Raw genomic sequence first — 26,801 nt, forward strand, 5'->3', positions numbered from 1 at the left:
TCACTCCTCGGCCTGCACGGGCACGCTCCCGTCGGTCCATTCCAGCGTGAGGGGCTGGCCGGGCGTGACCTGCGCGGCGCGGGTGACGGGTTGCCCGTTCGCGCCGCGCACGAGGGCGTAGCCGCGCGCCAGGGTGCGCTGCGGGGTGAGACCCAGCGCCTGCCGCATCAGGGCGTCCACGTCCTGTGCGGCGCGGTCCACGTGCCGTCCGGCCGCGCTGCGGGCGCGGTCCAGCGCCCAGTCCGCGCCCGCCTGTGCGTCCACGAGGAGCTGCGTGGCGTGCGCGCGGATCGTGCGGGCGTCCTCCTGCGCCTGCGCGGCGGCCCCTGCGACGGTGCGGACGATCAGCGTGGCGGCCTTGCTGGGCGTGTCCACGCGGGTGTGCGCCACCTCGTCCGGGAGGGTGTCGTCCCGCGCGTGCCCCAGGCCGGTGATGACCGGCGCGGGGAAGGTCGCCAGCGCGCGCGCGAACGCGAGGTCGTTCAGCCACGCGAGGTCCGTGACGGCCCCGCCACCGCGCAGGACGACCAGCGCGTCCAGCGGCTCCTGCTCGTGCAGCGCGCGGGCCTCCTCGGCGGCGCGCAGGAGGCTGGGCGCGGCGTCGCGGCCCTGGAAGGTCGCCTCCAGGTACACCGGGCGAAGCACCCCGGCGGCCTCCAGCGGGTCGATCTCGCGGCGGAAGTCGCCGAGGCCCGCCGCCTCGCGCGGGGCGATCACGGCGAAACGCCCGAAGTCCTCGGGGGCCGCCAGCAGGCGGTTCAGGCCGTATGCGCCCTCGCGGACCAGGGTCTCGCGGTGCTCGGCCAGGCGCAGCGCGGCGTCCCCCAGCGTGAATTCCGGCGCGACATCCAGCACGTTCAGCGAGAACCCGTACTGCTCGTGGAAGGTCGCCTCCGCGAACAGCAGCACCTTCAGGCCCGCCGTGAGGGTCCCGCCGGTCGCGCGGCGGAACTTGCCTTCCAGACTGAAGCGTTCGCGGGCCCACACGGTCGCGCGGCACTTGGCGACCTCGCCGTCCTCGCCGGCCTGCACGAGATCCAGGTAGAGGTGACGGCGGTCCGTGACGCTGGCGATCTCGGCGCGGACCCACACCGCGCCCGGCAGGCCCCGCGCGACGACCTGCCCCACGTACGCGAGGAGTTCCGACAGTTCCAGGAACTGCTCCGGGGGGCGGGTCGCCCCGCCGCTCCCCCCCTCCCCGGTCTTCTTCCTGCGGCGGGTCACAGGCGACCCCCCAGCGTGCGGCCCGCCACGGCGGCCAGGACGCCCAGCGTGACGCTCAGGCCCGCGTACAGCAGCGCCGCGCCGCCCCGCCCGTGCGCGAGCAGGTCGTCGAGTTCCACACTGAAGGTGGAAAACGTGGTGAAGGCGCCCAGCACCCCGGTGCCGAACGCCAGTCGCGCCGCGTCGGGCCACACGCCCCGGCCCACCAGCGTCAGCGTCAGGCCCAGCAGGAACGAACCCAGCACGTTGATCAGCAGCACCGGCACGGGAAACGCGGCGCGCAGCGCCAGCGGCGCCAGCAGCAGCTGCGCGCCGTACCGCGTGGCCGCACCCACGGCGCCGCCCGCCATCACCCACAGCCACGCGTTCATGCAGACAGCATAGAGGCCGGGCGGGAGTCTGCCATCCTGCGGGCATGATCAGGGCGCGGCGACTCAGCGACGGGCAGGACTTTCCCTGGAACGGGGAGCACGAGAACGTCTGGGTGGACACCCAGGACCCCACTCCGGACGAACTGGCCGCGCTGCGCGCCGCGTTTCCCCTGAACCGCCTCGCGCTGGAGGACGCCCTGGAACGCGGGCACTGGAGCCGCGCGGAGGTGTACCCCGAGCACGCGTTCATCACAGTGCGCTCGTACGTGAATCCGGATCAGGTGGATGAGTTCACGGAGCGGCTGAGTATCTTCACCTTCGATCACGCCGTACTGACCCACAGCCCCGGCGGCACCCGCGCGCTGGGCAGCGTGTGGCCGCTGACCGGGCGGGACAGCGTGAACACCGCGCAGGAGGTCACGTACGAGCTGCTGGACCACACCGCCGACACCTTCTTCACGGCCGCCGACGCACTGGAAGCCCGCGTGGACGACCTGGAGGAACGCGTGTTCCAGCGGGTGCGGGAGAACCCGGTGCCGCACGTGTTCGAACTCAAGCACCTCGTGTCGCAGGCGCGGCGGCTGGCGACCGATGCGCGTGAGGCGACCGCACTGATGGGCCGCCACGCCAACTGCACCCCAGCCGATCTGGTGCGCTACCGCGACGTGCAGGACTCCTTCACGCGCGCCGCCGGTCGCTTCGACACCCTGCGCGACCTCCTGACCAACCTGCTTGACCTGCACCTGAACCTCCAGAGCCAGCGCATGAACGAGGTCATGCGCACCCTGACCGCCGTGAGCGTGATCTTCCTGCCCCTGACCTTCCTGGCGGGCGTGTGGGGCATGAATTTCGAGTTCATGCCCGAGCTCAGGAGTCCGCACGGGTACGCGCTGGCCTGGGGCACCTTCCTGCTGATCGGCGCGGCCCTGAGCGTGTACTTCAAACGGCGCGGCTGGTGGTGACGAAAGCGCCCCGCCACAGGGGCGGGGCGGGTGGTGCACTCGCCGCGATTCGAACGCGGGGCCTGCCCCTTAGGAGGGGGCCGCTCTATCCAGCTGAGCTACGAGTGCGGGGCTGAGGTCAGGCCCCGCGTGGAACGCAGCGGGCCGCCGGGAGTATAGCAGGGGCCGCTTGCGGCGTTCACACGCGCGCGGATGAGATAATCATGTAAGTCCGGTGTACCTATACTGCCTTGAGGTCCCTCATGACGAACGCTGTGTACACCATGACCGTCCGCGCCCTGGCAGGCGTGGTCTCCGAGCGGGCGGCTGAAACAATGGTGCGGTCGGTGCTGCGCGAGCAGAACCTGCTGCCGGAAACCGTGAGTGCCCAGGACATGCAGCGGCTGCTGTCCGGGCCGCTGCTCTCACGCCTGAGCGCCGTGATGCCCGCCGCCCGCGCCCGTCAGGAACTGCGGACGCTGTCCGGGCAGATGGCGGAACGCTACCCCAAGGCCCCCACCCTGTTCGTCGAGAGCGGGCCGCAGGCCACCTGGGACGACCCCCAGGAGACCGACCTGTGGACCGACCTGGGGCTGGGCGCCGACGATTTCGAGTTCGATGATCCGGAGTACGCGGCGGGCCTGTCGGGCCGCTCGTACGACCTGAACTCCACGCTGGACCAGGACACCCTCATTCAGACGCTGGGGCGCCTCACCGGCGTGCAGGGCGTGATGGTCTGCCGCGCCAGTGGCGAGGTGCTGCGCGTACGCGCCGTGCGCGACGCCAACGGGCTGGCGGGCGTGGTGGCGGCCAGCGCGATGCTGTTCCAGAAGCGGTCGCTGCGGCTGCTCTCGGCCGACCTGGGGGGGCAGACGGTCTGCGTGTGCCCGCTGGGTGAGCACTGCGTGGCGGTCATCGCCAACTCGCAGGCGAACGTGGGCCGACTACTTGTGGAACTCCAGCAGATCCGGGTGGCCGCGTGACGGCGCGCCGCACAGGACTGGCGTGGCTCCTCACCGCTGGCCTGAGCGTCGCGGGCGCGCAGAACCTCTCGGCGTACGGGGCGCTGGCCACCCAGCTCGACGGGGCCGTGCAGGCCCGGGCGCAGTCGGCCGAGGCGGCGCTCAACCGCCTGGACGCCGCGGGGGCGGCCCTCGATCAGCTCGCGCCCACGCTGCGCAACCAGCAGATCGTCAGTGGCCTGCGCGACGCGCTGGACCGCAGCCGGGGCGCCCTGGCCCGCACCCCGGCGGAACTGCAGGCGCAGGTGCTGCTGGCGCGCGGCCTGATGCGCAAGGCGCTGTACGACCAGAGCCTCGCCGCGCTGGGCGGGCAGCCGGCCGACGAGGACGCGCAGCTGCGGGTCCTGGCGCGGGAATTCGGCCTGACGGGCGCGGCCGCGCAGGCCCTCTCGGCGGACGTGAAGGCCGGGCAGCTCGAACGCGCCGCGTGGCGCCTGCAACGCTCGGCGGTGCAGAAGGTCAGCGCGGCCCTGCAGGCCACCCAGGCGCAGCAGACCACCGCGGCCTACGTGAATCTGGCCCGCGCCACCGGCTGGTTCACGGTGGTGCAGGATTCCAGCAGTGCGGGCAGCCTGAAGCTCTCGCAGTTCGGTGACGCGCTGCGGCAGCTCACGGGTGGGGACACCGCGGCGCTGACGACCTCGCTGACGACGCTGCGGCAGGGCGCGCAGGCCTTCTCCCGGGCGCTGGCCACGCCGCCCGCGCCGTCCGGTACGGCGGGCGCGGCCCCCACGCCCAGGCCGGGCCCGGCCACCGACGCGGCCGGATCGGCCAGCGGGCAGACCGGTGCGGAGACCGGGTCGGCCCAGACCGGCGGGGCGAAGACCGGCGCGCAGGAAGCCGCGGGCGCGGCCCCGGTGACCCCGTCGCCCGCCACACCGGCCACGGGCGGCGCGGACGCGGCGTACGCCGCGCTCGGGCGCGCGCTGGGCGCCAGCAGCCACGGCGACCCCCAGACGACCCGCGCGGCACTCCAGGAGGCCGCCACGCAGCTCGGCCGCGCGACGACCCCGCTGCGCGACACCGCCGAGTACGCCGCGCTCCAGCGGGCCCTGGACGCCGCGCAGACCCGCGCGGCCCCGCGTCCCAGCGACGTGCAGGCCCTGATCGGGGGGCTGGCGAACGCCGAGCAGGCCGCGCGCGGCGAGGGAAGCAGCGCCCTGAACCGGGCGGCCCTGGGCACCGCCGGCTGGTTCAGCGGCTGGCTGCGGGCGCTGGTGTTCCTGCTGCTGGGCCTGGGTGCCCTGGCGCCGCTGTACCTGCTGAATCTGGCCTTCGGCGGACGGAACATGTACTGGCGGGCCATCACGGCCGGGCTGGTGCTGCTGCTGCTCCCCCTGTTCCTGGAAGGAATCTTCGGCTTCCTGGGCGCGCTGGGAGACACGCTGGGCGGCGGCGCCCTGGCGGCCCTGAGCAACGTCACGCTCTCCCAGGGGGCGTACGCCCTGCCGATCTGGGCACTGGTGGCCCTGGCGGCCCTGGGCCTGCTCACGTACGGGTTCCGCGGACTGTGCGTGCAGTTCGGCTTGATGGGTGATCAGGGCGGCGCAGCCCAGGCCACCGTGCACCACACTGCGATCGATTGGGATGAGGACGTCTGATGGCGAGTCTGCACCGTTTACCCGTTCAGATGCTGGGCGATCTGGTATCGCCCCGCGCCCTGGAACGCATTCTTCAGGAGGCGGCGCAGTCGCGCGGCTCCACCCTCGAACTGCTGGACATCGCCACGCTGGAGGACATCCTGAAAAGGGAGGTCTTCAAGCGGCTGCAGCTCAGCGTGCCCGCCCCGCTGGCCAAGAAACGCGTGTCCGAGGTGCTGGCTGAGCTGCTCAAGGCCACCCAGGAGCGCCTGCTGCCGGCCCAGGGCAGCCAGCTGCCGGCGCTGGAGGAGGCCGCGCGGCGCTTCTCGCTGTACTTCGACTGGCCGGAAACGCAGCGCCTGCGTGGCGTGCTGACCGTCGCCCGCCAGGAGGAGAAAGACGGCCGGGACATCGAGGATCTGGTCCGCGAGGCCCAGAACCTGATCGACGCGATGGACCGCCGACTGCAGGAGGGCCTGATCGAACAGGGCCAGGACCTGGCCGAACTCAAGGCCGCCTTCGAGCGCGTGCAGGGCATGGGCGGCAAGGACGTCCGGCGTCTGGACACCCTGATCGGTCAGATCGACGAGGCGCAGAAGCAGGGCACGCTGCTGCCCGGCGAGGTCGAGCGCGCCCGCACCATCACCTTCAACCTCCGCAAGCTGCTCGAATCGTCGGTGGTGCAGTCGGTCACGCCCGATCAGGCGGTCATTCCGACGTCCGCGACGATCCTGGACCCGCAGGCGCAGGCGCGCGTGCTGGCGCTGGAGCAGGAACACGCCGCGCAGCAGCTGAGCCTCGCCGAGCGCGAGTTCGCGCCGCTGCTCCAGGGCCGCCCCGACCTGCGCGAGGCGTACGACCGCCTGCGTGCCCTGCAGGGCGGGGGGCAGCTCACGGCCGATCTGGTCGAGGGCTGGCGCTCGGACCTGAAGGTGGAGCGCGAGCGGACCCTCAGCGAGCAGCGCGCCCAGCTGGCCCGCCTGGAGGGCGCGCTGGTGCAGGCCACCGCCACCGCCGACATGCGCATCGCGCTGGACTCCGCGCGGCACCTGCTCGACAGCGGCAGTCTCGCCACCGACGAGCTCCAGGAACTGATGGACATGCAGGCGGCGCTCGCCTCCGGCGTGAACGCCAGCGCGCAGCTCGAAACGCAGCGTGAACTGCTGGAGATCGAGCGCTCGGCGCGCAACGTGGCCGGCGCCAGCGAGGAACTCGCCCCGCTGCTGGCCCAGGCCCGCGCGGGCCTGGGGCAGGGCCAGCCGGTGAACGTCACGGAGCTGTGGACCCTGCTGGAACGCCGCATGGGCGCCGCCGCGCAGGAACGCGCGGACTTCGACACCCGCGCCGACCGCGTGATCCGCGAGTACGACATGGTGCGCCAGCTGGCCGGCGAGACCACGCAGCGCCTGGGCCGCCTGGCCGACACGCTGCGCGCCCAGCGCCGCCTGGGCCGCATGAGCGCGCAGGCCCGCGAACGCTACGAGCAGACCCTGCACGACGCCGAGGCGCTCCTCGCCGAGGCGCACGCCGAGTACCGCGCCGCGCAGGAGGTCACCTCCACCTTCGGTCAGGACGCCCTGAGCGGCCTGCTGGACGTGTTCGACTTCCAGGAGAGCACCATCCTGGACCCCGATCCGGGCGTGCCGCCCGCCGCGGCCCCGGCGTCCTCCGGCTTCAGCGCGGCAGTCCCTGCCGCCGCACCGGCCGCGAGCGCCGCGTCCCTGTTCGACACGCTGCTGTCTGGCGCGTCCGTCACGCCCTCACCCGTCCCGGCGACACCGGCACCGGCGGCGGCTGCACCGGCGGCGGCTGCGCCCTTCTCCTTCAGTTCGGCTGCGGCCCCCACCGAACCGGCAGAGACGTGGCTGTTCGTGCAGGGACAGATCCAGCACGGCGCGCACACCCTCGCCGCGCAGGGCATGGGCACGCTGCTGCACCAGGCCAGCGCCCTGGGCCTGCAACGCCTGGACATGGGGGACAGCACGCACGTCTGGTCGGCGCGCAGCACCACGCCCGGCGAGTGGCGCCTGGGGCGCGCCCTGAACTGGACGGATCTGGACGAGCAGGTCGGCCCCTGGCTGGATACCGGCCAGAGCTGAGCCGCCCCCGCTTCCTGGCCTTCACTCGACGTGAAGGCCAGTCTTCATGAGCGGGGCCGCGCGTCCCCGCGCCCACTGTCAGAATGGGGGCATGTGGACTCTGGTGCTGAATTGCGGGTCGAGCAGCGTGAAGTTCGCGCTGCTGGACGTGCAGGGTGGGCAGGTGCGGCTGTCGGGGCTGGCGGAGCGGCTGGGGTCGGCGGGCGCGTCGGCGCGCGTGGAGGTGGACGGCGCGCGGCGCGCGGTGGATCTGGCAGGCGGAAGTTACGCCGAGGCCTTCGCGGTAATCGCGGGCGCGCTGGACGAGCTGGGGGTGCGCGCCCAGGTGGGCGCGGTGGGGCACCGGGTGGTGCACGGCGGGGAGCGCTTCAGTGCGCCGGCACTGATCACGCCGGAGGTGCTCGCGGGCATCCGGGCGTGCGTGCCGCTGGCGCCGCTGCACAACCCGGCGAACATCGCGGGGATCGAGGCGGCGCAGGCGGCGTTCCCGGAGGCGGCGCACGTGGCGGTGTTCGACACGGCGTTCCATCAGAGCATGCCGGAGGTCGCATTCCGGTACGCGGTGCCGGGGGACTGGTACCGGCAGCATGGGGTGCGGCGCTACGGGTTTCACGGGACGAGTCACGCCTTCGTGGCGGCGCGCGCCGCCGACGCGCTGGGGCGGCCGCTGTCGGAGCTGAATCTGGTGACGGCGCACCTGGGCAACGGGTGCAGCGTGTGCGCGGTGCAGGGGGGGCGCAGCGTGGATACCAGCATGGGCCTGACGCCGCTGGAGGGGCTGGTCATGGGCACCCGCAGCGGCGACGTGGACCCTGGGCTGCATGATTACATCGCGCGGCAGGCGGGCCTGAGCCTGTCGGAGGTGACGGCCGCGCTGAACCGCGAGAGCGGCCTGCTGGGCCTGTCGGGGCTGAGCAACGACATGCGCGAGCTGGAGGAAGCCGCCGGGCGTGGGCATCCGGGGGCGCGGCTGGCGCTGGACGTGTTCGTGCACCGCCTCGCCAAGCAGATGGCGGGGATGGCGGCGGCGATGGGCCGGGTGGACGGGCTGGTGTTCACGGGCGGCATCGGGGAGAACAGCGCCTTCGTGCGCGGCGCGGTGCTCTCAAAGCTGGCGGTGCTGGGGGCGCAAGTGGACGAGGCGGCCAACGCGGCGGCGGTGCGTGGGCAGTCGGGCGTGATCAGCGCGCCGGGCGCCCTGGCGGCGCTGGTCGTGAACACGAACGAGGAACTCATGATCGCGCAGCAGACCCAGGCGTTGCTGGCCGAGCAGCAGGGAGTCCAGGCATGAAGACCCTCTTCGTCGCCCCGACCCGCAACGGCGTGGGCCTGAGCAGCACCGCGCTGGGCCTCACCCGGGCGCTGGAACGGCAGGGCCTGAAGGTCGCGTTCCTGAAACCCATCGCGCAGACGCACGAGCTGAGCACCGACGACAGCGTGCACTTCGCGCGGGCGCTGGCGCACCTGAGCGTCCCCGACCCCATCCCGCTGGCGCTGGCCGAGGAGCAGCTCAGCCACGGCGGCGAGGAGGACCTGATGGAGAGCGTCGTGGCGCTCGCGCAGGAGGTCACGCAGGGCGGCGCGGACGTCCTGATCGCCGAGGGGCTGGCGCTGAACGAACGGAACACCTACGCCGGGGCGCTGAACGCCAGCCTCGCGCGGAACCTCCAGGCGGACACCGTCCTGGTGTCCAGTCTGGCGGGCGTCACGCCGGGCGAACTGGCCGACGAGCTGGAGATCGCCGCGCAGGCGTACCGGCGCAGCGACGGCTCGGGCCTTAGCGGGTACGTGCTGAACTTCGCCCCGCCGGGCCTGGACTACGGCACGCTGATGGCCGAACTGCGCTCGCGCAGCCGCGTGCTCGCCAGCGGGGAACTGCCGCTTCTGGGCGTGGTGTCGCAGTCGGCGGGCCTGAACGCGCCGCGCACGCTGGACATCGCGCGGCACCTGCGCGCCGACGTGGTGAACGAGGGCGAGGCCGCCGTGCGCCGCGTGACGAGCACCGTCGTGACGGCCCGGACCGTGCCGCGCATGGCGCACCTGTTCGTGCCGGGCGCGCTGGTCGTCACGCCCGGCGACCGCGAGGACGTCATCATGGCGGCCGCGCTGTCGCACCTCAGCGGCGTGCCGCTGGCGGGGCTGATGTTCACGTCCGGCAGCGGCCCCGAGGAGAGCATCGAGCGGCTGTGCCGCGCCGCGCTGGGCAGCACCCTGCCCGTGCTGCGGGTGAACACGAACTCCTTCGAGACCGCCTCGCGCCTCTCGCGGCTGGACGCGCGCGTACCGCACGACGACCCGCAGCGGATGGACCGCATGCTGGACTTCATCGCCGACCGCCTGGACACCGTGCCGCTCGGCACGCGCCTGCGCGCCCCGCTGGACGGCGAGCGCCGCCTGCCGCCCAGCGCGTTCCGCTACGAGCTGATCCAGAAGGCCCGCGCGGCCGCCAAACGCATCGTGCTGCCCGAGGGGGACGAGCCGCGCACCGTGAAGGCTGCGATCCGCTGCGTCGAGAAGGGCATCGCGCGCCCCGTGCTGCTCGCCAGGCCCGAGCGGGTGCGGCAGGTCGCCGAGGGGCAGGGCCTCACGCTGCCCGAGGGGCTGGAAGTCCTCGATCCGGACACCATCCGCGCGCTGTACGTCGCGCCGATGGTCGAGCTGCGCAGGAGTAAGGGCCTGACCGCCCCGCAGGCCGAGGCGCAGCTGGAGGACACCGTCGTGCTGGGCACCATGATGCTCGCGCTGGGCGAGGTGGACGGCCTCGTGTCGGGCGCCATCCACACGACCGCGAACACCGTGCGGCCCGCGCTGCAGCTCATCAAGACCGCGCCCGGCTCGAAACTGGTCAGTTCCGTGTTCTTCATGCTGATGCCCGAACAGGTGCTCGTGTACGGCGACGCCGCCATCAACCCCAACCCGAACGCCGAGGAACTCGCCGACATCGCCATCCAGAGTGCCGACAGCGCCCGCGCGTTCGGCATCACCCCCAGGGTCGCCATGCTGTCCTACTCCACCGGGGAGTCCGGCAGCGGCGAGGACGTCGAGAAGGTCAAGGCCGCCACCGCCCTGGTGCGCGAACGCCGCCCGGACCTGCTGGTCGACGGCCCCATGCAGTACGACGCCGCCAGCGTCCTCTCGGTCGGGCAGCAGAAAGCCCCCGGCAGTCCCGTCGCGGGCCGCGCCACCGTGTTCATCTTCCCCGACCTGAACACCGGCAACACCACCTACAAGGCCGTGCAGCGCGCTGCCGGGGTGGTCGCCGTGGGGCCCATGCTCCAGGGCCTGCGCAAACCCGTCAACGACCTCTCCCGCGGCGCGCTCGTGGACGACATCGTGTACACCATCGCCCTGACCGCCATCCAGGCCACGCAGGTGGAAGCCACCCCCTCGCCTTGACGGGGTCGCTCACTCGCCGACGCTCTACCCGCCCCCGGGCTGATCAGGCTGGGGGGCGACCGTGGTGAGCCCTGCACCGGCGCGGCATCAGCGGGCCTCGCTGCTCCTCGCGCCCGGTGGGCTGCCTGGGTACGTGCTGGACGGCGTGCCGTATGGCCTGCCCCGCTCTCGTGACGTGGCGGCGCTGGCCGCGCGGCATGCCGGGGCGCTGGGGTTCCTGGAGTGGCATGACGTCGACGATTCAGCCGCCCGGGCTGTGCAGGCGGGCCGTGCGGTGCGGGCGGCGCTGGTGGCCCGCGCGCTGACCGATCTGGCCGCCGGGGTGCAGCCCGACGCGCATGGGCTGGCGGCACTGCGTGCCGATCTGCCGGGGGCGGGGGTGGTGCGCGTCCGAACAGACGGCAGCGCCGACAAGACCGACGGGCACCTGAGCCTGGGGTACCTGCTGGGTGACCGCCCGTACGCGCTGAACCTGCCGGGCGCGGCGGGGCACGAGGGACTGGCGGAACGCGAGGCCATCCGGGTGGCGCTCTCGCACGCGCGGGCGCTGGGCTTCACGGGGTTTCACGTGCAGAGTGACCACAAGTTCCACGTGCGGCGGTACGGCGAGGACCTGATCCACCGGGGCCGCCGCAAGTCCGATTCGCTGGAACGGCTGGACGCGCTGGTGGACGATCTGGGGGGCGCGGTGACGTTCGAGTACGTGGGCACGCTGGATACCGACGCGCCGCACCGCATGGCGCTGCATGCGCGGGCCCTCTGGCGGCTGGACGGCGGGGTGCCGCTGTCGCGCGCGCAGGGGGTGGCGCTGCGCCGCGTGCACTTCGCGCTGAAGGCGGGCGGATCGGTGCTGTACTGATCCCGACTGGCAGAGGGGCGCGTGATCTGCACGCACGCGCCCCTCTCCGCTGTCCGGTTACCGCCGGGCGCTGAGCCAGAGCAGCAGGCTGCCGGCGAGGACGGCGACGAGGTCGGGGGCGTACGCGGCGACCGCGCCGGGCAGGGCGCCCTTCTCGCCCATGACGTTGAAGACGCTGTACGTGGCGTAGTACGCGAAGGTCAGCATGAGCGCCCAGACGAAGCCGACGTTGCGGCCACTGCGGAAGCTGAACACGGCGAGGCTGACCCCGAAGAACGCCAGGGCCAGCGCGGCGAGGGGCGCAGCGAATTTCTGGTGCAGCGCGGTGAACTCGGCGGGCGCCTGGATGCCCTGCGCGCGGTAGGTGCTCAGGCGCGCCCACAGGACGGGCAGGGGATCGTTGACGGGCCGGACCTGCGCGGCGCTGCTGAGGTCCGTGCCGGTGTCCTGGAGGGGCAGGGTGCCGGTCTCGAAGCTGAGGATGGTGACGGGCCGGGCGTCCTGGTACGTGACGCGCTGCCCGCCTTTCAGGGTGAGGGTGGCGCTGCCGGGGATGAGGCGGCCCTGGCGGGCGGTGATGACCTCGCGGGGGGGCAGGCCGTCTTGCATGGTGACGATGCGCAGGTCGCGCAGTTCCCCGCCGGGGAGGATCTGCCCGATGCTGATGGCGCGGCCCAGCGCGTCGCGCAGGACGACGTTCTGCTCGCCGAGGCCCAGGACGCGGGGGTTGGCGAGCACGATCTGCTGCTGCACTTCCCTGATCTGGGTCTGCGCGCGGGGGACGAGGCCCTCGCCGAGCGCGAAGGCGAGGGCGGTGACGACCGCCCCGAGGATCAGCACGGGCCGGTAGAGGCGCGTGGCGGGAATCCCGGCGGCCAGGGCGCTCTTGATCTCGCTGTCGGCCGCGAGACGCGACAGGCCCAGCAGCACGGCGAACATCAGCGCGATGGGCAGGGCGCGGGCGGTGGCTTCCGGGACGTACAGCGCCAGGAGCCGCGCGACGAGCAGCGGGGGCGCGCCCTTGGCGAGCAGCGGCGCCAGGATCTTTTCCAGGCTGGCGACGACCAGCAGGGCGATCACGGCGGCCAGCGCGCCGAACAGCAGCGGCGCGATCTCGGACAGCACGTAGCGTTCGAAGGTCTTCAGGCGGGGCGCCGGGCGCGGGGTCGTGGGTTGAGCGAGGGAGCGGGTCACCGGAGCCTCCAGGCGAGCGCGGCCGCCAGGATCAGGAACACGAGGTTGGGGGTCCAGGCGGCCAGATCGGGCTGCACCGCCCCGGCGCGGGCCAGGCCGGGCATGGTCGTCCACACGGCGTAGAAGCCCACCAGGAACACCAGGACCGCGCCGAACGCGGCGGCGCGGTTACGCAGCAGCAGGCCCAGCGCCCCGGCCGCCAGCGCGAACACGATGGGCGTGACGGGGTCGGCGGTGCGCTGCGCGACGGTGAAGGTGGCCTCGCGGCGGTCGGTGTCGGGCAGGCCGGGGTCGGCGGCGCGCGCCTTCAGGACGGTCGTGGTCGCCTGCTCCACCTCGACGATGGCGGGGCGCAGCCGGTCGGTCTGCGGCACAGTGACCGGTCCGGTCAGGGCGCGCGGGGCCTGGCCGGGCCGGGTCTCCCAGGGGTTCAGGAGCGTCCAGGTGCGCCGCTGGGTGTTCCAGGTGCCGGTGCTGGCGGTCAGGGTGGTCTGCCCGCGCTGCACCATGACGCCCTGGAGCTGGGCCTCGGCGCTGCCCCTGGGCGTGACGACCTTGCCGGCGTAGTACAGCGCGCCGGGGGGGGCGTAGGTGTATCGCAGCTGTTCGGGGGGCGGGGGGGTCATGTTGTAGATGCCGTACCAGGTGTTCCACCAGCGGGCCATGCCCTGCGGCGCGAACTGGTTGGCGTTGCCGTACGTGAAGGCCGCGACGAGCAGGAAGGGCAGCGCGATGGGCCACACCAGCCGCAGCGGCGGGACGCCCCCGGCGCTGATGGCCTTGAGTTCGTTGTCGCTCTGCATGCGCGAGAGCGCCAAGAGGATCGCGAACGGAACGGCCAGCACGAGGCTGCGGTTCAGGAAGCTGGGCGCGAGGCTCAGGAAGGCTCCGGCGGCGGTGCTCAGGGCGGGTTTGTACGTGATGAGGTTGGCGACGGTGCTGCTCAGGGCGTCCGTGAGTTGCAGCGCGAGGAACAGCGCGACGCCCGCCGCGTACCAGCGCGTGACCTCGGCCAGAACGAGGCGGATCAGGAGTGACGGCACGTGCCGGATTCTAGCGGCCCAGCATGAGGGCGGCGGGGGACTGGCGTGCCCACCCGCCGCCCCCGGATGAAATCAGCCTGCCTGGGGGGGCTGCGCGCCGTGCCAGCCCTGCCGCTCATGCCGCGCGAGGTGCTCGTGCACCCGGAGGATGGCGGCGTTGCCGTGCGCGCCGCGGTCCTGGATGGCGCGGGCGGTGGCGGCGTCGAGGTACGCGAGGCGCAGCAGTTCGGTGCTGCTCAGGCCGTCGCGGGTGTGTTTCACGCCGCGTTCGCGGCGGATGGTGGCGCTGTCGGTGCCCAGGACGCTGCGGTTGCTGATGCTGCCCAGCTGCCCGTAGACGTTCCCGGCGCCGCCATGCCGCGCGACGGTGCTCATGAGTTCGCGGCGGGCGTGGGTGCTGTCCAGGCGCGCGGCCAGCCAGCGCCGCGCTTCGGGGTCGGGGTTGCGTTCGGCGATGCTGGCGGCGAGGCGCACGTCGCCCTGCAGCGCGCCGGTCAGCAGGTCCTGGGCGCGCTTGCGCCAGCGGCGGGCCTGGGTGGTGTCCAGCGCGAAGCACAGCGCGGTGAACGCGGGGACGCTCAGGGCGCCTTCCGGGCCGGCGCCGAAGTCGGCGGTGTCGGTGGTCAGGTCGTGGGCGGCGAGGGTGGCCGTGTGCGCGTCCTCGGAGACGCCCAGCTGCGTCAGGGCCGCCGCCGCGTGGAGGAGGCCGTCCGCGCTGACAGGCAGCCGGACGGTGCCGAAATCGAGGGTCAGGGGCACGTTCTTCACAAGAAAAGTATAGCATAAATTATGCTAAAAGCATAATGACCGGCGGGTGATCAGGCCCATCGCCGGGACTGATCCTGCGGGCTCCATCACCCTCCGGGAGCAGGAATTCTGCCTAATACCGGTCCGGTACACCCCTCAGCCCACCACCCCCGCTACACTGAGCGGCACGCACAACCCGAACCCCGCTTCCCGACCCCGGAGGTTTCACCCATGACGGATGCCCATCGCCCTGACCGCTGGTCTGTTCCCGAGTCCGTGCTGCGCCGCCTGAACAGCGACCCCGAGGGCGACATCGAGGCCGCCCGCCGCGACCCGGACGCGTTCTGGCTGGCGCAGGCCCGCGCCTTCGAGTGGACGAAGGCGCCCACGACGGGGCTGACCTGGGACCGCCCGCACATGCAGTGGTTCGCGGACGGAGAGACAAACATCACCCTCAGCGCGCTGGACCGCCACGCGCGGGGTGAGGCGAGGACCCGCGCGGCGCTGATCTGGTTCTCGGAGACCGAGGAGGCGCAGGTCATCACGTACGGCATGCTGCACGAACGGGTCGAGCGGGCCGCCGCCGGGCTGCGCGCGCTGGGCGTGAATACGGGCGACCGCGTGGTGATCTACATGCCCCTGACGCCCGAGGGCGTGATCGCCATGCTGGCCTGCGCCCGTCTGGGCGCGGTGCACTCGGTCGTATACGCGGGCCTGGGGGTGGGTGCGCTGCGCGACCGTATCACGGATGCCGGGGCGCGCGTGGTCATCACGGCCGATGTCGGGTACCGGCGCGGGAAACTCGTGGACCTGTACGCCATCGCCTCCGAGGCCATCGCGGATCTGGGCGGCGTGGAGCACCTCGTGCTGTGGGAACGCATCAAGACCTACCAGCGCGAACACGACGCCCGCACCGTCCCCTGGGAGAGCCTCTTCACGCACGGCCGCGCCGGGGCGGTGCCCGTGAACGCCGAGCACCCCCTGTACGTGCTGTACACGTCCGGCAGCACCGGGAAACCCAAGGGCGTCATTCACACGCACGGCGGGTACATGGTCGCCAGCACCTACCACCTCGGGCAGCTGTTCGACGTGCGGGCGGGCGACGTGTTCTTCTGCACCAGCGACATCGGCTGGATCGTGGGCCACAGCTACATCGTGTACTCGCCGCTGGCCGCCGGGGCGACCGTCCTCTTCCGCGAGGGCGCCCCGGACTTCCCGGATCCTGGCGTGTTCTGGCGCACCGTCGAACGCTACGGCGTGAACGTGCTGTTCACCGCGCCCACCGCGCTGCGCCTGTTCATGAAGCTCGGCCCGGACGTGCTGAAAGGGCACGACCTGAGCAGCCTGCGCGTGATCGCCTGCGCGGGCGAGGCCCTGAACCCGGGGGCGTGGCGCTGGGCGCAGGAGCACCTCGCCGGGGGGCTGGAGGAGGGGGCGCACGCCGTCGTCATCGACCACTGGTGGCAGACGGAACTGGGCGCGCCCATCCTGGGGACCCACCCGCGCTGGCCCGCCCGGCCCGGCTTCGTGGGCCGCCCCCTGGCGGGCGTGGACGCCGACGTGGTCGACGAGCAGGGCCGCAGCCTCCCGGACGGCGTGCAGGGGCACCTCGTGCTGCGCCGCCCCACGCCCGGCATGATGCGCGGCATTCACGGCAACCCCGAGAAGTACGCGCAGGTCTGGACCGAGAACCCCGCCGGGTACCTGTCCGGCGACCTGGCCGTGCGCGACGAGCACGGGTACATCAGCATCCTGGGCCGCGCGGACGACGTGCTGAACGTCGCCGGGTACCGCATCGGCAGCGCCGACGTGGAAGACGCCCTGGTCGCCCACCCCGCCGTCGCAGAGGCCGCCGTGATCGGCGTGCCCGACGACCTGAAAGGCGAGAGCATCGTCGCGCACGTGATCCTGCGCCAGGGCTTCGAGGATCAGGTGGGCCAGGGCCTGCGCGCCAGCATCAGCGAACACGTCCGGCGCGAACTGGGCCCGATCGCCACGCCCGGCGAGATCCGCGTGGTGACTGCGCTGCCCAAGACCCGCAGTGGGAAGATCATGCGCCGCGTCCTGCGCGCACAGGCGCTCGGGCAGGATCCCGGCGACCTCACTACCCTGGAAGGCTGACCGGCCACAGGCAATAAAAAAGCCGCCTCGTGGGCGGTGATGTCCAAAACTATAGCGCGGTATGCAGGGGTGGTCAAGGGTATCCACTCGGAACCGCCCCTGCCCCGGTTCAGGTGCGCGGCCCGTCGAGGCGCAGGATCTCCAGCCAGTTCCCGGCGACCAGCCACGGCAGGAACGCGACAAGCACCCCGACGATGTTCACGATGGTGAGGAGAAGCAGGCTGGTGAGGCTACGGGAATCGGAGCTGAACAGCACGGGGGCGAACTGGATCAGCAGGAACGGCAGCACGCCGCCCAGCACCACGGCGGCCAGGACGCCCCGCGCGGCCCGCCAGCCAGTGTCACGGCGGCCCAGCCACACGCCGTACAGGAAGATCAGGCCTGCCGCGAGAATGCCACTGCTGACCGCCAGACTGCCCAGACTCAGGGTGGTATTCATACCTGCACGCTACGCGCCCCGAATCGCCTCAGGTGCCTCACTTGCCGCAGGCCAATCGAGATCAAAACGAAAAATCCGCCCTTCTCGGACGGTGATAGAAGTAGGATAACGCAGTATGCGGCCTGTGTCAACTCATGCGTATAGGCCTGAAAAATGCGTGCAGCACGACCTCTGCCAATCCGCTGTCCAGCGGTATGCAGCCTCATCTCCCCTCTCCCGGCTGGAACCGTTCCTTGCGCACGGACGCGCACACGGCCCCATGCGGTAGACTCGCCTGTCGCAGGCCCCCTCACCGTGAGGCGCAGGCCGTTTCGGCGGAACCCCCCAGACGCCCGGGGTGGAACCGACACCGTACAAGGAGCGTCACCATGCACCCAGACTGCACTCCTCCGGCCCGAGCCTGCCGGCCGTGCCTCCGGACTTCCGTCCGGGCGCAATAACTCCCACTCGCTTCGCTCGTCGCCCAGACGGGCGCGGAGGACACCATGCATAAAGTCGCCATCGTCGGCCGACCCAACGTCGGCAAGTCCAGCCTGTTCAACCGCCTCATCGGCCGCCGCGAGGCCGTCGTCGCCGACTTCCCCGGCGTGACCCGCGACGCGAAAGAAGGCCTGATGCTGTACCACAACCACCGCATCACCCTGATCGACACCGGGGGCCTCTGGAGCGGGGACGAGTGGGAAGACGCCATCCGCCAGAAGGCCGAGTGGGCCATGGAAGGCGCGCAGGCCATCATCTTCGTCCTCGACCCCCGCGAGGGCCTGTCCGCTGCCGACTACGAGGTTACCGACTGGCTGCGCCGCCTGAACAAGCCCGTGATCATCGCCGCGAACAAGATCGACAGCCCCAAGCACGAGGTCTACATGGCCGAGCTGTGGGGCCTGGGCTTCGGCGAACCCGTCGCCATCAGCGCCGAGCACGCCCGTGGCCTTGACGACCTCATGGACCGCGTCCTGACGCACATGCCCGAGGACACCGAGGACGTCCCGGAAGTCGCGCCCATCCGCATCAGCCTGATCGGCCGCCCCAACGTCGGCAAGAGTAGCCTCCTGAACGCCATCACCCAGACCGACCGCGCCATCGTCGCCGACCAGCCCGGCACCACCCGCGACAGCCTGGACGTCGAATGGGACTACGGCGGGCAGCGCTTCGTGCTCGTGGACACCGCCGGGATCCGCAAGAAACCCGACACCGCCATCGAGGACTACGCCATCCAGCGCTCCCAGGCCGCCATCGAACGCAGCGACCTGATCTGGCTGGTGCTGAACGCCGGGGAACTCGGCGATCACGAACTGAAACTCGCGAACCTCGCGTACGACAGCGGCAAACCCGTCATCGTCGTCGTGAACAAGTGGGACCTCGTGCCCGACGAGGACCTCAAACGCGTCGAGAAGGAACTCAACCAGAAACTCAACCACATCTCCTACGCGCCGCGCGTGTACACCAGCGCCATCAACGAGTACGGCATTCACGACATGCTCGCCGAGGCCATGAAACTCCACGAGAAATGGCAGAGCCGCATCCCCACCAGCGAACTCAACCGCTGGCTGGAAGTCTGGCAGATGCGTCAGGCCGTCCCGAACTTCCACGGGAAGAAACTCAAGATGTACTTCATGACCCAGGTGGAAACCGCGCCCCCGACGTTTGCGATCTTCTGCAACCGCGCCGACTTCGTCACCCGCGCGTACGAAGGCTTCCTGCAAAACCGCATCCGCGAGGACCTGCAACTCGCCGGGATTCCCGTCCGCCTGAAATGGAAGGAAAAAGGCCCCTACAAGAAAGGCAAGAAGGGCGAAACCGACGAGGAGTGACCCCAGGAGAACAAGCCCCCGCCACGCGCGGGGGTTTCTGCTGACCTGCGGTGTCAGCCACACAGGGCAGGCGGTAGGCTCGGCGGGTGCGTTCCGTGTCCTCCTGGCTGCGGCTGGCCTGCGTCCTGTGTCTCGCGGGCGCGGCCCTCAACCACGCGGCGGACGTGTGGCGCGGCGGCTGGCTGCCGTACGGTACGGGTACGCGCCACTGTGGCTGAACACCTTCTGGACGTCCCTGACCCTCCTTGACCCATTGGCCGCCGCGATGCTGTGGCGACGATCCTCCGGTGGCGTGTGGCTGCCGCTGGGCATCATGCTGACCGACGTGACCGTGAATCTGAAGTTCAGCCTGCATCTGGGCAGCACGATCGAGGATTCGGCGGCGCTTCTGGCCCAGATCCTGTTTCTGGGGTTCGTGCTGGGAGCCGCGCCCACGCTGCTGCGCGACCGGACGTGACGGGTGCTCAGACCGGGTTCGGGCCCAGGAAGCTGTTGAGGTTGCGAGACAGGGCGCGGGGGTCCGCGCTGGGGTCGGTGAAGGTCAAGACGGCCAGCGTGCAGGGCTCGCCGCTGTCGCTGTGACCTTCCGCGAACGCGTGGGTCAGCACGTCACTCAGGGCGCGGGCCAGCCGCGCGTAGCGTTCCGGGGTGAGGCGCAGCGTCAGGTGGTCGAGGTGTGCGGGGAAGGGCGCCCCCAGCGGTTCCGTGATCTCCTCCAGTGGCTCGGCAGGATGCTCTTCGTTCCCGAAACTGCACACGTCTTCCTCGCCGTTGCGCATGAACGCCCAGCAGCGCTCGTACGCCGCCAGGAACCGGTCCGTGAGGTCACGCAGGTCGCCCCGCCCGTTGCCGTCCGGGTCCTGCGGCGGCAGCAGGTCGCTGGGCACGCGGAAGGTGCGGGCGCGCAGTTGGTAGTACACGCGTCCGGCTTCGCGCCGCTGCTCGAACAGCAGGCCCAGGCCCGCCAGTCGCCGCGCGTGGTGATGCGCGAGATTTGCGGGCATCCCGGCGCGGGCCGCCACGTCGCTGGGCGAGGCGGGACTCAGGAACAGGCCGAGCAGGTGGGTGTCCTGCCGCAGGGCGCGGGCGGCGGGTTCGTCGGTGACGCGCAGGCTCTCCAGCTGGGCGGGGGTCGGGTCAGGCATGGGCGCAGCATGCCCCGAGAGGCTTTCAGTGCGCGACGGGCCCGGCTGAAACGAGGCGTTCCAGTGTGTCCAGCAGGTTCGGGGGCGGGGTGGTGTGGACGTGTCGGACGTTCCACAGACCGCTGCGGGCAATTTCGGGTGTGGAGGCGTGACGACCCAGCCAGTCGCCGGAGGCCGGCTCGCCGTGCTGACTGAGCAGGCCAATGACGCCACGTTCGATCAGAGCGCGTTCGCTGTCCGGGCCGGGCGGGTCGGGGATGGGCAGCAGGAGCACCTGCATGGCCCCGACCCGGCGGCTGACTTCCTCTTCCAGCGGGCGTTCGTGAGCGCGGCCTTCGGGAGTGCCGCGTGGGCTGCCCCAGCTGGGGACCGAGAAGTCCCCCCGGGCGATCAGGGCCTCGCCCACGTGGCGGCGCAGGATGGACGCGCGGTGGTTACCGCTGCCTGCGCGGCTGCCCCGGTGCTGCGCGAGCCGCGTCCAGAGGCTGGCGCGTGAGCCCCGGCTGACGGCGTGCGTGCCGATCCGCACGACGCGCGGTCCGCTGCCCGTGATGGTGCGGTCCTCGCCGGATTCGTACATGAAATACACGCCGCGCGGCGGGCAGTCCTCGCGCCGCAGGTCACTCAGCACCCGCAGCCCGCCCTGGCGCCGGGCAAGATCGTCCAGAAGGGCGTAGACACCCAGTACATCGGTGGCCTGGGCAGAAAGAGCATCAAGTGAAGAGGGACACTGCATCGCTACAGTGTCCCTCTTCGTTTCTGGTGGAGCTGAGGGGATTCGAACCCCTGACCTTCTGAATGCCATTCAGACGCGCTCCCAACTGCGCCACAGCCCCTGATGCCTCAGGGCTCAGGGAATGTATCACTCCGTGCGGCGCGTGTCCAGTGGGGGCGTGTGTGGGGCCGGTCCTGCGCGGTGGGGGCTGTCCGCGCTACGCTGTGGGGATGTCGGACGCACTGCTTACGCTGGAAATCGAGAAACTTGTAGCCGGGGGGCTGGGGCTGGCCCGGGACGAGTCCGGCGTGGTGCTGGTCCGGGGGGCGCTGCCGGGCGAGCAGGTCACGGCGCGGGTGCGCAGCGGGAAGGGCGTGCGCCAGGGCGTGACGGTGGAGGTGCTGCGCCGCAGCCCGGACCGCGTGGACGGCCCGGACCTGCCCACGGCGGATCTGGCGCACGCGAGTTACGAGGCGCAGCTGGGCTTCAAGCGGGCGTTCGTGGAGGAGGCCCTGAGCCGCATCGCGAAGGTGCGGCATGGGGTGGCGGCGACGGTGCCCAGCCCGCAGGAGTGGGGCTACCGGAACACCGCGCAGTACCTCGTGACCCCGCAGGGCCTCGCGTACCGCGAGCGGCGCGGCAGTGATCCGCTGGTGGTGCGCGCAGACCCGCTGGTGATGCCGGAGATTCAGGCGGTGCTGGACCGCATCGATCCCGAGCGGCTGGACCCGGCGACCGAGGTGGCGTTCCGTGCGAGTCGCCTGACCGGGGAGGTCGTGGCGGCCGTGATCGGTGCGGGGGAACCGAAGGCGTTCCTGCGGGCCAGTGATCACCTGATGGAGGCCGGGGTGGTGGGCGTGAGTCTGGCGCAGCCGGCGGGTCGGCGGTTCAGTGCGGGCGTGCGGTTGATCGCGGGTGAGGGGGAGATCACCGAGCAGTTCGGGGAGGTGCAGGTGCGGGTGTCCGCGACGGGCTTCGCGCAGGTGAACCCGGAGGCGGCGGGTCTCGCATACCGCCGGGCGACGCAGCTGGCCGGTGAGGGCGAGCACGCGGTGGACCTGTACGGGGGCGCGGGGGCGATTGGTCGTCACCTCGCCAAGCACTTCCGGCGGGTGACGGTGCTGGACTCGTCCGCCGAGGCGCTGGCGCGCGGGCGGCAGGACGTGGCGAACACCGGTGAGGGGAACGTGACGTTCCGCAACGGGGACGCGGCGCGCTTCAGCGAGCTGGGCACGGACGTGATCGTGGTGGACCCGCCGCGCGCGGGGCTGGAGGAGGCGGCGCGGGATCACATTCACGCGAGCACCGCCGACCGGCTGGTGTACGTGTCGTGCGACCCGGCGACCTGGGCGCGGGACGTCGGCGATCTGGTGCGGCGCGGCTGGAAGCTGGGCGAGGTGGTCCCGCATGACTTCTACCCGCAGACGAGTCACGTGGAGATCGTGAGCGTCCTGAACCGCTGACGCGCCCTTACCTGTGCGCCCTGCCCAGCTGCTCCGGTGGCCTGGACGGAGCGACCTTCATGAAGGTGTCCGTGAGGGGGTTCTGACCCCTGGCGGGGCGGGCAGGCGCTAGGCTGCCGCGCGTGAAGGCGCTTCCCCTCCTGCTGTGTTCCGTCCTGCTGTGCGGCTGCCAGGACCGCGAGGCCCGCGCCGAGAACGCGGCGCTCCAGGCGCGCGTGACCGAGCTGGAGGCGCAGGTCAGGGCCATGCAGGGTGAGCAGGCGACCGCCCTGCCGGCCGACGCGCAGAACGTCACCGAGCGGGCGGCGGGGCAGAACTGCGCGAACGCCCTGACGCGCACGCTGGAGGTCTTCCGGGAGGACAGCCTGGATGACCGCTACCCGTCGGCGGCGCAGACGCAGCTGCCGGCAGAGTGCGTGGACTTCCGCGTGAACTGGGTGGCGCGCAGCGAGCGGGCCTACACCTTCACGGTGACGGACGGCTCGGGGCGTGAACTGGCCCGCCAGAGCGGCGGCGCGCCTACGGCCGCTCCGGCCAGCGGGGGCTGAGGCCCGCGACCGGGTCGTTGCCGGTCTCTCCTTCCCGCAGGATCACGAAGGTACTGACGCGGGGGCCGGTGAAACCGATGACAATTGCCCAGACGGTCGTCGGGTCGCGCTGGAAGATGGCGCTGCGGACGTAGAAGGTCTCGCCGTCCCGGGTCAGGGTGCGTTCGCCGATCTGCTGCCGCTGCGCGCCGAAGGTCTGCACGCCCGCCTCGCGGTACGCGCGGAAGTCGGCCAGGGTGCCCCACTGGGCGCGCACCTCGGGCGTGAAGGCCTGCCACAGGGCGTCGAGTTTCACGGCGTAGAACTCCGCGAGCAGGGCGCGGCCTCGGGTCAGGGCGGTCTGCTCGGCGGCGGCCTGCGTCGTCGGCCCGGCGGGGCGGGTCTGCGCTGCGGAGTTCTGGGTCTGCGCCACCCCGGTCTGCGCCGCGGCGGTCGGCGCGGCGAGCAGGCAGAGACTCAGGCCGACTCCCCGGCCCACGGTGCGGCGCACGTCCCGGATGCTGGCGTCCATGAGCCAGCGTACGCCCGCTCCGTCGGGGGCGCTGTCAGCGGGCGGACAGTTCCGGCCGCGTGCCGCCCAGCTCGGTAGCGCTCAGGCGGGACCTCGACGCGCCTCCAGGATCACGACCGCCGAGGCGTGTTCCTTGGTGTGCGTCAGGGTCAGGTGCGCCACCCAGCCGCGTTCGCTCAGTTCGTCGGCGATGTCGGGCGCGAAGCCCAGCACGGGCGGCGCGAACGGGAAGGGGCCGCCCGGGGTGCGGTCGCGCTGCACCCACACGTCCCGCCAGCCGTGCGGGCGCGGCCAGACCTTCTGGAAGGCTTCCTTGGCGGCGAAGCGCGCGGCGAGGCTGGGGGCGGGGTCCGTCAGGCGCGCGCAGTACTCGAGTTCGGTGGGCGCGAAGAGCTTCTCGGCGCGTCTGCCCTCGCGCTCGAGCATGCGCCGGATGCGGCTGATCTCGATCAGGTCATGCCCCACGGCGACGATCATGAGGGTCAGCATAGCGGCTGGCCCGCCCCGCGCCCCCTATCCTGGGGCGCATGCCCGCCGCCGAGCCGCTGTTCCCGGACCTCCGCCTGCCGACCATCGCGGGGGCGCTGCGGGAGGCGCGGCCGCTGTGGGAGGCGCTGGGCGTGGCGCAGGTGCGGGTGTTCGGGTCCGTCGCGCGCGGCGAGGCCGGGCCGAACAGCGACATCGACGTGCTGATCGAGTTCCAGCCCGGTCCGGCGCGGGGCCTGCTGGACCTGATGCGGGTGCGGGACGTGTTCGAGGGGGTGCTGAACCGCCGGGTGGACGTCATGACCCCCGGGGCGCTGCGCCCACCGCTGCGTGGGGAGATCCTCGCGGACGCGGTGGACGTCATGGCGGTGCCGGAGCCCGCGCCGCGCTCGCACCGGCCCAAACGCTGGCGCTGGCGGGTGTTCGACCTGCTGGCGGCCATAGACCGGATCGTGGCGTTCACGGACCGGCACTCGCTGACGACCTTCGAGCGGGACGAGGTGGTGCGCGACGCCGTGCTGCACAATCTGGCGCGGCTGGGCGAGACCACGAAGTTCATTCCCCAGAGCGTGCAGGACCGCCATCCGGAGGTGCCGTGGGTGCTGCTGCGCGACATCCGGAACACGGTCGCGCACGACTACTTCGGGATCGAGCCGGGCCTGATCTGGCACACGGCGCGCGTGGACCTCCCGGCGCTGCGGCCCGCGCTCCAGGCCCTGGCGGACGGCCACGATACGGACTCCGGTTGAACGGTTCGCAAAGCCGTTCAACCCGAGCAGGAGCGAAACGGGTTCCGGGCGTGGAGTGGGCAACCCGGTGTTCTTCCGGGTTGTCAACGGAACAGACGGAATCCGTATGAGGAAACGCCCGGCGCTTGACCGGGCGTGTGACGGCGGAGGCGGTTACGCGCCCAGGGCCCGCAGGATCAGTCCGGCCTCCTCCGCGCCGCGCGGCGTGACGAAGTAGAACGCCAGCGCCAGGGCGATGTACACCGCGATGAGCAGCACGCCCTCGAACCAGGTGGTCTCCCCGTCCTTGGTCACGCTCGTGACGATCAGGGCCACGGCGATGATCGCGATGAGTTCCAGCGGGGAGCTGAACACGAGGTTCATGGGGTGCCCGAGCAGCGCGCCGATGATGACCAGCAGCGGCGCGGTGAGCAGCGCGACCTGGATGGTGGCGCCCAGGCCGATGTTCACGGCGAGGTCCATCTGGCCCTTGCGGGCAAAGTACACGGCGGCGAGGTATTCGGCGAAGTTCCCGACGATGGCCAGCACGATGATCCCCAGGAAGAACTCGCTGAGGCCCAGGGTGCTCGCGGTGGCTTCCAGCGCGCCGGAGAGCATCTCGGATTCCAGGGCGATCAGGGCGGTGCCGCCCAACAGGACGCCCAGCGCGACCGGCAGCGACCAGGGGTTCTCCGGGCCGTGCCCATGCCCGGCCTCGCCCTCGGGGGCGGCGAACACGTCCTTGTGGGTGACCAGGGTGTACACGAGGTTCAGGAGGTACACGACGATGAGCAGGATGGCCACGCCGATGCTCAGGCGCTCGTCGAGGTTCGCCCGGGTGCCCGCCTCGGCGGCGAAGGCGGGCAGCTGCTCGGTGTAGTCGAAGATTGCCGGGAGGGTCAGGGTGATGACCGTCAGGAACAGCATGGCGGACAGCTGCCCGGCGTTCGCGGCGTTGAACTTCTGCCGCCCGCCGCCCTTGACGAAGCCCGCCGCGACGATCGCGAGGCCCAGCCCCAGCAGCGCGTTCCCGATGATCGACCCGGTGATCTGCGCCTTCACGACCTGCGTGTTCCCGCTGATCAGGATGAAGATCGCGATGATCAGTTCCGCCATGTTCCCGAAGGTGACGTTCAGCAGCCCGCCGATGGTGGGTCCGGCGTGCACGGCGACGTGCTCGGTGGCCTTGCGCAGCCAGTCGGCCAGCGGCACGATCGCCAGCACGGCCGTGAAGAAGATCCACATGGGCGGGGCGTGCACGCCGTACTTCAGCACGAGGCTGATCGGGATGAACGCCAGCAGGGCTTTCATGAACATGAGCGCAGTGTAAGCGGGCGCCGCGGGGCCGGGCACCCACGCAACCTTGAGGTCCCGGGCTGAGGTTCGGTCCTACTGCCAGGGCAGCGCGGCGCGGGCCGCCCAGTACCCGGCCGGCGGCTGGGCCAGTGCCCGCAGCGTGTCTGCCGGGAGGGTCAGGCGCAGCGCGGCGAGGTTCTGCGCCAGCTGCCCGGTCGTGCTGGCCCCGCTGAGCACCACGTCCGCCCAGGGTTGCGCCAGCACCGCCGCCAGGGCGATGGCGTCCGGTGTGACGCCGTGCTCGTGGGCCAGCCGGGCCAGGGGCGCGGGCACGTCCCCCCGACCGGTCAGGCCGTGGGCGGTCAGGCGGCCATTCGCCACGCCCTCCTTCACCACGACCGTCCAGCCGGCCGCGTGCGCCTCGGCCAGCGCCGCGCCCGCCGAGGGGTCCAGCACGTTCCAGGTGGCCTGCACCACGCTGAAGGGGCTCACGCCGTCCACCCCCACCGCCAGCGCGCAGTGCAGCGTGTCGGCCTGCGCAGGGCCACTGGTGGACAGGCCCACCCGCACGCCCGACGCGGCCAGTTCCGCCAGTCGCCCCAGCACCCTCCGGTTCTCCAGCACGCCGGAGTCCAGCGTCGCCGAGTGGATCAGGTACGCGTCCGGGGTGCGCCCCAGTGCCGCCAGGGTCTCCGGCCACTGCCGCGTCAGCGTGGGCAGATCGTGGGTCTTCACCTCGTGCGTCAGCGCGTCCGGGCGCCAGTCCGCGACGTACGTGTACCCCCACTTGCTGCCCACCCGCACGCCCGACCCCGGCCCGAGCCCGCGCGCGGCCAGCCAGCCACCCAGGAACGCCTCGCCCAGCCCGTAACTGCGCGCCGCGTCGAAGTACCGCACGCCCGCCGCCCACGCGGCGTCCAGCACTGCCCACGCCTGCGCACGCAGCCCGTCCACGCTGCGGTCCGCGAGGTCCGCGCCGTGGCCGAGATTGATGTACCCGGGGCGCCCCAGCGCCGCCAGTCCCAGCCCCAGTCGGGGCGCCTCAGCAGGAAGGAAGGTCAT

25 protein-coding genes and 2 tRNA genes are annotated in these 26,801 nt (G+C 71.8%); 13 read left to right on the forward strand and 14 right to left on the reverse strand.

All coding sequences use genetic code 11. The annotated features are described in order from the left end of the window. Positions 1-1,224, reverse strand: a complete 1,224-nt coding sequence (gene xseA / locus AUC44_RS15190) for an exodeoxyribonuclease VII large subunit (RefSeq protein ID WP_062159465.1) — start codon at positions 1,222-1,224, stop codon at positions 1-3. Beyond that, positions 1,221-1,595, reverse strand: a complete 375-nt coding sequence (gene crcB, locus AUC44_RS15195; protein WP_062159466.1) for a fluoride efflux transporter CrcB — start codon at positions 1,593-1,595, stop codon at positions 1,221-1,223. The genes xseA and crcB overlap by 4 nt, the downstream gene beginning before the upstream one ends. A 44-nt stretch (positions 1,596-1,639) precedes the next feature. Here crcB and AUC44_RS15200 point away from each other — a divergent pair, with 44 nt between their 5' ends. Beyond that, on the forward strand, positions 1,640-2,557 hold the full coding sequence (locus AUC44_RS15200) for a magnesium transporter CorA family protein (RefSeq protein WP_062159467.1): 918 nt from the start codon (positions 1,640-1,642) through the stop codon (positions 2,555-2,557). Between the two features lie 31 nt (positions 2,558-2,588). Here the strand turns inward: AUC44_RS15200 and AUC44_RS15205 are convergent. Continuing rightward, positions 2,589-2,665 (reverse strand) — tRNA-Arg (locus AUC44_RS15205). A gap of 134 nt (positions 2,666-2,799) precedes the next feature. On the opposite strand from AUC44_RS15205, the gene AUC44_RS15210 reads away from it, so the two are divergent. From AUC44_RS15210 to AUC44_RS15235, 6 genes are all read left to right on the forward strand, one after another. Next, a complete protein-coding gene (locus AUC44_RS15210) occupies positions 2,800-3,519 on the forward strand; it encodes a roadblock/LC7 domain-containing protein (RefSeq protein WP_062159468.1) in 720 nt (239 codons plus the stop codon). After that, positions 3,516-5,159 (forward strand): hypothetical protein, encoded by a 1,644-nt coding sequence (locus AUC44_RS15215; RefSeq protein WP_062159469.1) that lies wholly within the window; start codon positions 3,516-3,518, stop codon positions 5,157-5,159. The genes AUC44_RS15210 and AUC44_RS15215 overlap by 4 nt, the downstream gene beginning before the upstream one ends. Continuing rightward, positions 5,159-7,237 (forward strand): coiled-coil domain-containing protein, encoded by a 2,079-nt coding sequence (locus AUC44_RS15220; protein WP_062159470.1) that lies wholly within the window; start codon positions 5,159-5,161, stop codon positions 7,235-7,237. Before AUC44_RS15215 ends, AUC44_RS15220 begins: the two co-directional genes overlap by 1 nt. Before the next feature lie 91 nt (positions 7,238-7,328). Then, a complete protein-coding gene (locus AUC44_RS15225; RefSeq protein ID WP_062159471.1) occupies positions 7,329-8,528 on the forward strand; it encodes an acetate kinase in 1,200 nt (399 codons plus the stop codon). Then, the gene (gene pta, locus AUC44_RS15230) at positions 8,525-10,633 is read left to right on the forward strand and encodes a phosphate acetyltransferase (protein ID WP_062159472.1); all 2,109 of its coding nucleotides are present in this window, start codon (positions 8,525-8,527) and stop codon (positions 10,631-10,633) included. Before AUC44_RS15225 ends, pta begins: the two co-directional genes overlap by 4 nt. A gap of 61 nt (positions 10,634-10,694) precedes the next feature. Then, positions 10,695-11,492: a hypothetical protein gene (locus tag AUC44_RS15235; protein WP_197408554.1), complete on the forward strand. Its 798-nt coding sequence runs from the start codon at positions 10,695-10,697 to the stop codon at positions 11,490-11,492. 57 nt (positions 11,493-11,549) lie between these two features. Here AUC44_RS15235 and AUC44_RS15240 read toward each other — a convergent pair whose 3' ends face one another. The 3 genes from AUC44_RS15240 to ddrC all read right to left on the reverse strand — a co-directional run bounded on the left by AUC44_RS15240 (position 11,550) and on the right by ddrC (position 14,497). Continuing rightward, complete coding sequence (locus AUC44_RS15240) at positions 11,550-12,638, reverse strand: LptF/LptG family permease (RefSeq protein ID WP_062159894.1); 1,089 nt, start codon at positions 12,636-12,638, stop codon at positions 11,550-11,552. Between the two features lie 44 nt (positions 12,639-12,682). Beyond that, positions 12,683-13,729, reverse strand: coding sequence for an LptF/LptG family permease (locus AUC44_RS15245; protein WP_062159474.1), 1,047 nt, complete (start codon positions 13,727-13,729; stop codon positions 12,683-12,685). A 72-nt stretch (positions 13,730-13,801) separates the two neighbouring features. After that, positions 13,802-14,497 carry a DNA damage response protein DdrC gene (gene ddrC / locus AUC44_RS15250; RefSeq protein WP_062159475.1) on the reverse strand — a complete coding sequence of 232 codons (696 nt, stop codon included), beginning with the start codon at positions 14,495-14,497 and terminating at the stop codon, positions 13,802-13,804. 210 nt (positions 14,498-14,707) lie between these two features. On the opposite strand from ddrC, the gene AUC44_RS15255 reads away from it, so the two are divergent. Beyond that, positions 14,708-16,597, forward strand: a complete 1,890-nt coding sequence (locus tag AUC44_RS15255; protein ID WP_062159476.1) for an acetate--CoA ligase — start codon at positions 14,708-14,710, stop codon at positions 16,595-16,597. Positions 16,598-16,706: 109 nt separating this feature from the next. Here the strand turns inward: AUC44_RS15255 and AUC44_RS15260 are convergent, their stop codons facing one another. Then, positions 16,707-17,036: a hypothetical protein gene (locus AUC44_RS15260; protein WP_062159477.1), complete on the reverse strand. Its 330-nt coding sequence runs from the start codon at positions 17,034-17,036 to the stop codon at positions 16,707-16,709. A 485-nt stretch (positions 17,037-17,521) separates the two neighbouring features. Here AUC44_RS15260 and der point away from each other — a divergent pair, with 485 nt between their 5' ends. After that, a complete protein-coding gene (gene der, locus AUC44_RS15265) occupies positions 17,522-18,847 on the forward strand; it encodes a ribosome biogenesis GTPase Der (RefSeq protein ID WP_062159478.1) in 1,326 nt (441 codons plus the stop codon). A 166-nt stretch (positions 18,848-19,013) separates the two neighbouring features. After that, entirely contained in the window at positions 19,014-19,304 is a 291-nt protein-coding gene (locus AUC44_RS16710) for a hypothetical protein (RefSeq protein WP_157445406.1), read from the forward strand. Positions 19,305-19,311: 7 nt separating this feature from the next. On the opposite strand, the gene AUC44_RS15270 is transcribed toward AUC44_RS16710, so the two are convergent. The 3 genes from AUC44_RS15270 to AUC44_RS15280 form a co-directional block, all read right to left on the reverse strand. After that, the gene (locus AUC44_RS15270) at positions 19,312-19,992 is read right to left on the reverse strand and encodes a winged helix-turn-helix domain-containing protein (RefSeq protein WP_062159479.1); all 681 of its coding nucleotides are present in this window, start codon (positions 19,990-19,992) and stop codon (positions 19,312-19,314) included. Between the two features lie 25 nt (positions 19,993-20,017). Further along, a complete protein-coding gene (locus AUC44_RS15275) occupies positions 20,018-20,728 on the reverse strand; it encodes a GIY-YIG domain-containing protein (protein WP_157445407.1) in 711 nt (236 codons plus the stop codon). Between the two features lie 24 nt (positions 20,729-20,752). Further along, positions 20,753-20,828, reverse strand: a tRNA-Ala gene (locus tag AUC44_RS15280). Between the two features lie 109 nt (positions 20,829-20,937). On the opposite strand from AUC44_RS15280, the gene AUC44_RS15285 reads away from it, so the two are divergent. Together AUC44_RS15285 and AUC44_RS15290 are read left to right on the forward strand one after the other, a co-directional pair. After that, on the forward strand, positions 20,938-22,170 hold the full coding sequence (locus AUC44_RS15285) for a class I SAM-dependent RNA methyltransferase (RefSeq protein WP_062159481.1): 1,233 nt from the start codon (positions 20,938-20,940) through the stop codon (positions 22,168-22,170). A 122-nt stretch (positions 22,171-22,292) separates the two neighbouring features. Continuing rightward, a complete protein-coding gene (locus AUC44_RS15290) occupies positions 22,293-22,718 on the forward strand; it encodes a hypothetical protein (RefSeq protein WP_082689096.1) in 426 nt (141 codons plus the stop codon). On the opposite strand, the gene AUC44_RS15295 is transcribed toward AUC44_RS15290, so the two are convergent. Together AUC44_RS15295 and AUC44_RS15300 are read right to left on the reverse strand one after the other, a co-directional pair. Continuing rightward, positions 22,690-23,229: a hypothetical protein gene (locus tag AUC44_RS15295; RefSeq protein ID WP_062159483.1), complete on the reverse strand. Its 540-nt coding sequence runs from the start codon at positions 23,227-23,229 to the stop codon at positions 22,690-22,692. The two genes, AUC44_RS15290 and AUC44_RS15295, sit on opposite strands and share 29 nt — an antisense overlap. An 81-nt stretch (positions 23,230-23,310) precedes the next feature. Beyond that, entirely contained in the window at positions 23,311-23,706 is a 396-nt protein-coding gene (locus AUC44_RS15300) for a 4'-phosphopantetheinyl transferase superfamily protein (protein ID WP_062159484.1), read from the reverse strand. A 50-nt stretch (positions 23,707-23,756) separates the two neighbouring features. Between AUC44_RS15300 and AUC44_RS15305 the strand changes: the two genes are divergently transcribed. Further along, a complete protein-coding gene (locus tag AUC44_RS15305) occupies positions 23,757-24,464 on the forward strand; it encodes a HepT-like ribonuclease domain-containing protein (RefSeq protein ID WP_062159485.1) in 708 nt (235 codons plus the stop codon). 153 nt (positions 24,465-24,617) lie between these two features. On the opposite strand, the gene cax is transcribed toward AUC44_RS15305, so the two are convergent. Together cax and AUC44_RS15315 are read right to left on the reverse strand one after the other, a co-directional pair. Beyond that, positions 24,618-25,760 (reverse strand): calcium/proton exchanger, encoded by a 1,143-nt coding sequence (cax, locus tag AUC44_RS15310; protein WP_062159486.1) that lies wholly within the window; start codon positions 25,758-25,760, stop codon positions 24,618-24,620. A gap of 72 nt (positions 25,761-25,832) precedes the next feature. Beyond that, positions 25,833-26,801, reverse strand: a complete 969-nt coding sequence (locus AUC44_RS15315; RefSeq protein WP_062159487.1) for an aldo/keto reductase — start codon at positions 26,799-26,801, stop codon at positions 25,833-25,835.

Source organism: Deinococcus actinosclerus, from assembly GCF_001507665.1.
In the GTDB taxonomy this organism is placed as follows: Bacteria; Deinococcota; Deinococci; order Deinococcales; family Deinococcaceae; genus Deinococcus; species Deinococcus actinosclerus.